Genomic DNA, 562 nt, shown 5'->3' with positions numbered 1-562 from the left:
GCGTTCGTCTGCCGCGAGCCTCATAGCGACCACGTCCTGACGACGATGGTGACGCGACCGACTGAGTCGGCCTCGGCGGCGTCTCGGGGTGTGTCGTACCGTGAACGCATCTCGTCTGCGAGACGTGGGGCGAGGACGGCCGCGAGGTCGGCGTTCGCAGTGCGAGTCTCTTCTCGGGCAACTTCGGGTTCGACGGAGGCGTTCAAGAGAACGCCAGCCCGCTCGTAGCGGTGAGCCATCAGCGTCGAAACGGGTTCGTCGCCGCGGAGGGCGAGTCGAGCGAGTTCGGGCGGGAACAATCCGGCGACCGTGCGGTTTGCGACAACCCGGGCAACAGCATCGAAACCGTCGTCGCTGGTGGCGACCGCGTCTTCGCGCGCCGCGGGGAACCCGCTCGGCACGTCGAGCGTCGCGGAGTGAACCGTCGCCGAAGACGGCGCGTTGGGTCCGAGACTGTCGGTTGCCTGAACCGGTGCGCCGGGGAACGGCGTCCAAAGCACCGCGACGTTGACGCCGCGGGCGGGGAGTTCAGATTCGACCCGGCGTCCGACCTTGCTGCGGA

1 protein-coding gene is annotated in these 562 nt (G+C 68.5%); it reads right to left on the bottom strand.

The genetic code is table 11. The annotated features are described in order from the left end of the window. Positions 1 to 20: 20 nt before the first annotated feature. Positions 21 to 562, bottom strand: a 542-nt coding sequence (locus tag QT222_RS00060) for a DUF7284 family protein (protein ID WP_491475905.1), incomplete at its 5' end; no start/stop codon positions are given.

This window comes from Haloferax sp. s1, from assembly GCF_058382125.1.
The sequence above is the reverse complement of the archived record's forward strand: the minus strand, read 5'-3'. Positions and strand labels throughout refer to the sequence as shown.